This window comes from Gilliamella sp. Fer4-1, assembly GCF_001690515.1.
Taxonomy (GTDB): domain Bacteria; phylum Pseudomonadota; class Gammaproteobacteria; order Enterobacterales; family Orbaceae; genus Gilliamella; species Gilliamella apicola_C.
This window is the reverse complement of the sequence record NZ_LZGZ01000016.1, coordinates 1-5,780: the sequence shown is the minus strand read 5'-3', so window position 1 is coordinate 5,780 and position 5,780 is coordinate 1. Positions and strand designations below refer to the sequence as shown.

At 34.8% G+C, this 5,780-nt stretch carries 5 protein-coding genes and 1 pseudogene; 2 read left to right on the top strand and 4 right to left on the bottom strand.

Annotation, left to right across the window (positions count from 1 at the left end; translation table 11 throughout):
* Nucleotides 1-39: 39 nt before the first annotated feature.
* Genes A9G30_RS00400 through yfbV form a run of 3 tightly spaced genes read right to left on the bottom strand, consistent with a single transcriptional unit; the run spans nucleotide 40 to nucleotide 1,755 of the window.
* On the bottom strand, nucleotides 40-732 hold the full coding sequence (locus A9G30_RS00400; protein WP_065581855.1) for a hypothetical protein: 693 nt from the start codon (nucleotides 730-732) through the stop codon (nucleotides 40-42).
* Between the two features lie 43 nt (nucleotides 733-775).
* Nucleotides 776-1,288, bottom strand: a complete 513-nt coding sequence (gene priC / locus A9G30_RS00395) for a primosomal replication protein PriC (protein WP_065581856.1) — start codon at nucleotides 1,286-1,288, stop codon at nucleotides 776-778.
* Nucleotides 1,289-1,293: 5 nt separating this feature from the next.
* Nucleotides 1,294-1,755, bottom strand: coding sequence for a terminus macrodomain insulation protein YfbV (yfbV, locus tag A9G30_RS00390; RefSeq protein WP_065581857.1), 462 nt, complete (start codon nucleotides 1,753-1,755; stop codon nucleotides 1,294-1,296).
* Between the two features lie 194 nt (nucleotides 1,756-1,949).
* Between yfbV and A9G30_RS00385 the strand changes: the two genes are divergently transcribed.
* Together A9G30_RS00385 and pta are read left to right on the top strand one after the other, a co-directional pair.
* Nucleotides 1,950-3,155, top strand: coding sequence for an acetate kinase (locus A9G30_RS00385; protein WP_065580422.1), 1,206 nt, complete (start codon nucleotides 1,950-1,952; stop codon nucleotides 3,153-3,155).
* A 66-nt stretch (nucleotides 3,156-3,221) separates the two neighbouring features.
* Nucleotides 3,222-5,372 carry a phosphate acetyltransferase gene (pta, locus tag A9G30_RS00380; protein WP_065587712.1) on the top strand — a complete coding sequence of 717 codons (2,151 nt, stop codon included), beginning with the start codon at nucleotides 3,222-3,224 and terminating at the stop codon, nucleotides 5,370-5,372.
* Between the two features lie 223 nt (nucleotides 5,373-5,595).
* Here the strand turns inward: pta and A9G30_RS12810 are convergent.
* Nucleotides 5,596-5,780 (bottom strand): annotated as a pseudogene (locus A9G30_RS12810) (MarR family transcriptional regulator); the annotation flags it as partial.

The window sequence follows — 5,780 nt, the reverse complement described above, 5'->3', positions numbered from 1 at the left end:
CTCACGATTATTTGATAATACTGATGTTTTAAGAGAGTTTTAATTATCAATCACGTTATTTTTAGGTAATTGAGGCGCTTTATCATATAGTTTGTAATCAATAAGATAAGATCCCCAAAAATTACTTTTAATGGTTACCAATAATTTTTTAGGGTAAATATCAGCGTCATTTTTTTTTGTAAATGGTAGAAAAAATTTTTTTGATGTATATGGATCATGAATTTTTATACCGTTAGCGTAGCGATGATAGTGCCGTTTTTGGGGCCCCGGTGTTGTAATTTCATAATCTGTCAAATAATTATATGTATTTCCCGGGTAGAGATGAACTAAATTGATTGGTAGGCAAATTGTAATAAAAATCGAGCATAGAAAAAATTGAAAAAAATGCCCTAGCAAGAATTTAATTCTTTCCCACCGTGGTATGGGAACTTTCACCGCAATTAAATTTGGTTTAGTCATTAAATAAAAGAAGAGAGCGATAATAAAACTAATTACTATCGAAAAAATGCAGTAACTAGTATTAAAAAAATCTGAAAGAATTGTTTCCCTACCTACTTTGAATGAGTAATAAATCCAGTTAATGACTAGTAAAATATAAAAAGCAATCATTATAATTTTATATACAGCATTATATCGAAATCGAATATTTCCATCGCTAGAAAGTGGCTTAAAGGTTTTTTTTTGAATGTTATCAATAGCATCAATACGATAATTTTTAAATTTTTGTTCCATAAATTTTCACGACTTATTTTAATCTATGTATTTTAATCTATGTTTATTCAGCTAAATTCCCATCATTTTCCATTTCTAATTCAATCTTGTTAATGGCTTGTTCACAGCGGTAGATGCGGTTATCAAGCGCAGCAATTTTGCTTTGGTTGATCACATCAGGTGATAATTCTAGTTCATATTTCATCTCTTGTAATCGACGTAAATAATCTAAATGGCGCATGTGTTTTTGGGCTAATGTTTCTTCAAAAATGTTTTTTAGATCTTTGCGACGTAAGTTGTGGGTAGCAAGTTCGCGTGTTAGGGCGGCAATTTGGTTGACTAATGTGTCTGATAAAAAGGTGATTTGTTCAACTTTTTCTGATTTGATATTAGCCATTAACGCTTGATATGTTTGTTTGATCTTTGCAAGATAAAAGGCTTTGTCTGTGACAATGTTATTGGTTTGAAATAATTGTTCGTCAAAATAAGGCTCTTGATATTGTTGTTCGTTGGCTAAACTGATTTGCTGTTCAAGTCGGTCAATTTGATTTTGTAGAGTATTAATTAAATCTGCCATGGATATTAGCCTTTATCATAAGGTGAGTTATCATTATCTTGACCAAAATAGTCGCCTAAATGTTCTTTTGCAAGTTTGATCAGTTTCATAAATTCTTCAAACGTTAATTTGTTGACTTCAGGGCTATTCTCAGCGACGATTTTTTTCGCAACTAATTTTGCTTTTAACTGGTTATAGCAATCAATTAAATTAAGAGGGAGTGGTGATAGCGCTCGTTTACCTAGCCAATATATCCCTTGTAGCGGTAAGCTTAAAGTAAATAGTACGGTTATTGCTGTTACCGCAATTTGTGCTGGCATGTAATATTGCCAAACTAGCAAACCAATAACGATTGGTGGTAAGTATTTGCTTGTAGTTTTTATGTAGTTAATGATTTTTAATTCAGGAAATGAATATGCTAATTGTTTATCTGTCGGGCAAAGCTTTATATATCGTTGACCTGCTTTAAATGTGCTTATTACATTCATATTTTTCCGATTCCTCGACATTCACTTGTTATTATCTTAAAATAGTACCATTCAAATTGGGGACTCTCATTATTCTATCTCAAAAAGTAAGATACCAGAAGTCACCTTAGCGTAGTCACATTGATTTTAAATCATGTGCTTAGTTACCAATTTTGATTGGTATATATCTTTTTATTCAATCTATAGGAATTACTATGTCATCAAGTAATAACGCTCTTGTTCTTAATTGCGGAAGTTCATCATTAAAATTTGCTATTATTAACCCTGAAAACGGTGATGAGTTTCTTTCTGGATTAGCCGAATGTTTTAACCTGCCTGATGCACGCATTAAGTGGAAACTTGATGGTGTTAAAGGTGAAGCATCTTTAGGTGCAGGCGCTGCACATAGTGAAGCAATTAAATTTATCGTTAATAGTATCTTCCCACAAAAACCAGAATTATTAGATAGTATTAAGTCTATTGGTCATCGAATTGTTCACGGCGGTGAAAAATATACACAATCAGTTGTGATTGATGATTCAGTATTAAAAGGTATTGAAGATGCAGCAGCTTTTGCTCCGTTACATAATCCAGCTCATTTAATCGGTATTCGTGAGGCATTTGAAGCTTTTCCACACTTAAAAAATAAAAATGTGGCTGTGTTTGATACCGCATTCCATACAACAATGCCAAAAGAAGCTTATTTATATGCTCTTCCTAACGAGCTTTATACTAAACATGGCGTTCGTCGTTATGGTGCGCACGGTACTAGCCATTATTATGTTAGCCGTGAAGCGGCAAGATTATTAAATAAACCTGTTGACCAAACGAATGTGATCACTTGTCATTTAGGTAATGGCGCATCAATTACTGCCGTTAAAAATGGCGAATGTGTTGAAACTTCAATGGGGTTAACGCCACTCGAAGGTTTAGTTATGGGTACGCGCAGCGGTGATATCGATCCTGCTATTATGTTCTTCTTACACGACAATTTAAAAATGTCAGTTGCCGATATTAACAATCTTTTAAACAAAAAATCAGGTTTATTAGGTTTGACAGGTGTAAGCAGTGACTGCCGTTATGTCACCGATAATTATGATACTAATGAAGATGCCAAAAATGCTTTAGATGTTTTTGTTCATCGTTTAGTAAAATATATCGGTGGTTATGCAATGTTATTAGACGGTCGTTTAGATGCTATCGTCTTTACTGGCGGTATTGGGGAAAATTCTGAAGAAGTTCGTCGTATGGCATTACAAAAATTAAGCATTCTTGGCTTTGAACTTGATCAAGAGCGTAATCTTGCTGCTCGTTTTGGCCAAGGTGGTACAATTACTAAAGAGGGTTCTGCAATTGCGATGGTTATTCCAACCAATGAAGAACTTGTTATTGCTCAAGATGCTGCGCGTCTAACCGCGTAATAAATATTTAAAACCGCCTAAATGGCGGTTTGTTTTTATATAATGAAGAATTAAGAGGTAACAATTATGTCTCGTACAATTATGCTCATTCCAACTGGCACCAATGTTGGTTTAACTGGTGTGAGCCTTGGTGTTATTCGAGCTATGGAGCGTCAAGGTATTAACTTAAATGTATTTAAGCCCGTTGCACAGCCAAGAGCTGGTGGTGATGCGCCAGATAATACGACAACTTTAGTTAGCCACAACACATCAATTCCAGCGCTAAAACCGCTTAAAATGAGCCATGTTGAAAACCTATTAGGTTTAAATCAACAAGATGTATTAATGGAAGAAATCGTTGCCCTTTATGCTGAAAACACGAAAGGTGCTGATGTTGTTTTAGTTGAAGGTATTGTGCCAACATCGGATTATCCATTTGCTAACGAGCTTAATAATAATATCGCTAAAACCCTTGGCGCCGAAATTATTTTTGTCGTTAATATGGGTAAAGATACACCAGAACAGCTTAGAGATCGTATTGAAATTGCGCGTTCTAACTTTGGTGGTATTAAAAACGAAAAAATCGTTGGTGTGATTGTTAATAAAGTGAATGCGCCAGTTGAAGAACAAAATCTTGCTCGCCCAGATGTTGCCGAAATTTATCATACCCCTAAATTTGACGATAAAAAAATCACCATTAAAGATTTAAGTGCGCATAGCCCACTTCCTGTTCTGGGTTGTATTCCTTGGAATATAGATTTAAGTGCTTGCCGTTCTATTGATATTGCTAAACATTTTGATGCAAAAATTATTAATGAAGGCGATATCAAAAACCGTCGAATCAAACATATTTCTTTCTGCTCACGTAGTGTGCCTAATATTATTAGCCATTTACAACCTAATGCACTGTTAGTGACTTCAGCTGATCGTGCTGATGTATTAGTTGCTATTAGTTTAGCTGCCATGAATGGTGTGGCTATTGGTGGTGTGCTTTTAACGGGCGGTTATGATATTGATGAAAAGATCGCAAAATTATGCCAACCAGCTTTTGATACAGGTTTACCAGTATTTACTGTGCAAACTAATACTTTCCAAACATCTATTAATTTACAGCAATTTAATTTAGAAATTCCAGTTGACGATAAAGAGCGAATGGAAAGCACACAAAATTTTGTGGCTGATCATATTGATGCAAATTGGATCAAATCATTAAATGAAGTGATTAATTCTGCTCGTCGCTTATCTCCACCAGCTTTCCGTTATCAATTAACAGAGCTTGCACGTAATGCTAAGAAAGTGGTTGTATTGCCAGAAGGGGATGAACCAAGAACGGTTAAAGCAGCCGCAATTTGTGCTGAGCGTAATATCGCTAAATGTGTATTAATAGGGAATCCGGACGAAGTGCGTAAAGTTGCCGCTTCACAAGGCGTCACTTTAGGTCAAGGTGTTGAAATTGTTGATCCTGAATTAATTCGTGAAAAGTATGTACCTCGTTTAGTTGAATTACGTAAAAATAAAGGTATGACAGAAGTAATTGCTCGTGAGCAATTAGCTGATAACGTAGTACTTGGTACAATGATGCTTGAAGCAAATGAAGTTGATGGTTTAGTGTCAGGTGCTGTGCATACAACCGCTAATACTATCCGTCCACCATTACAATTAATTAAAACTGCCCCAGGTAGTTCACTTGTTTCATCAGTATTCTTTATGTTAATGCCAGATCAAGTGTATATTTATGGTGACTGTGCAATTAATCCAGATCCAAATGCACAAGAATTGGCTGAAATTGCGATTCAATCAGCTGATACAGCAATCGCCTTTGGTATTGAACCACGCGTTGCGATGATCTCTTACTCAACAGGTAGCTCGGGTCAAGGTGCTGATGTTGAAAAAGTGAAAGAAGCAACTCGCATTGCTCAAGAAAAACGTCCAGATCTTATGATCGATGGTCCATTGCAATATGATGCCGCGGTAATGCCAGATGTAGCAAAATCGAAAGCGCCAAATTCACAAGTAGCAGGTAAAGCAACAGTATTTATCTTCCCTGATCTTAATACCGGTAATACGACTTATAAAGCTGTACAGCGTTCAGCGGATCTTGTTTCGATTGGCCCAATGTTACAAGGTATGCGTAAACCAGTTAATGACTTATCTCGTGGTGCATTAGTTGATGATATTGTTTACACTATTGCTTTAACTGCGATTCAATCAGCTCAAGAACAAAATGCGACAAAATAAGTTTAGCAAAACGTTCTAACTATAGATAAAAGGTGATGTAATATCACCTTTTTTAATTAAATTTAGTCAAGTAATGAGCTTTAACAGCTTGAGTTATAACGATTTAGTTTTAAAGTATTTTGTTCTAGAAATTTGAGACAAAGTCTTCAAAAACTTATTTTAAGTCAAGTTGATGCATTCAAAGTTGATAAAAACAATAAATAATAAAAATTTATAAATGATTTTATCCCTTCATGTTGGTTTTTAATAGTGTTAATAACATTTCCATAAATTGTTCTTTATCACCTTGTAATGTTGAAAAAAAATCTTTATCTATTTGTTCAACCAAAGGTACAGTTTCATTTGCTTTATTCAATCCTTTTTGTGTTAATTGAATGGATTTTGCTCGACTATCTTTAATTGAGCAAG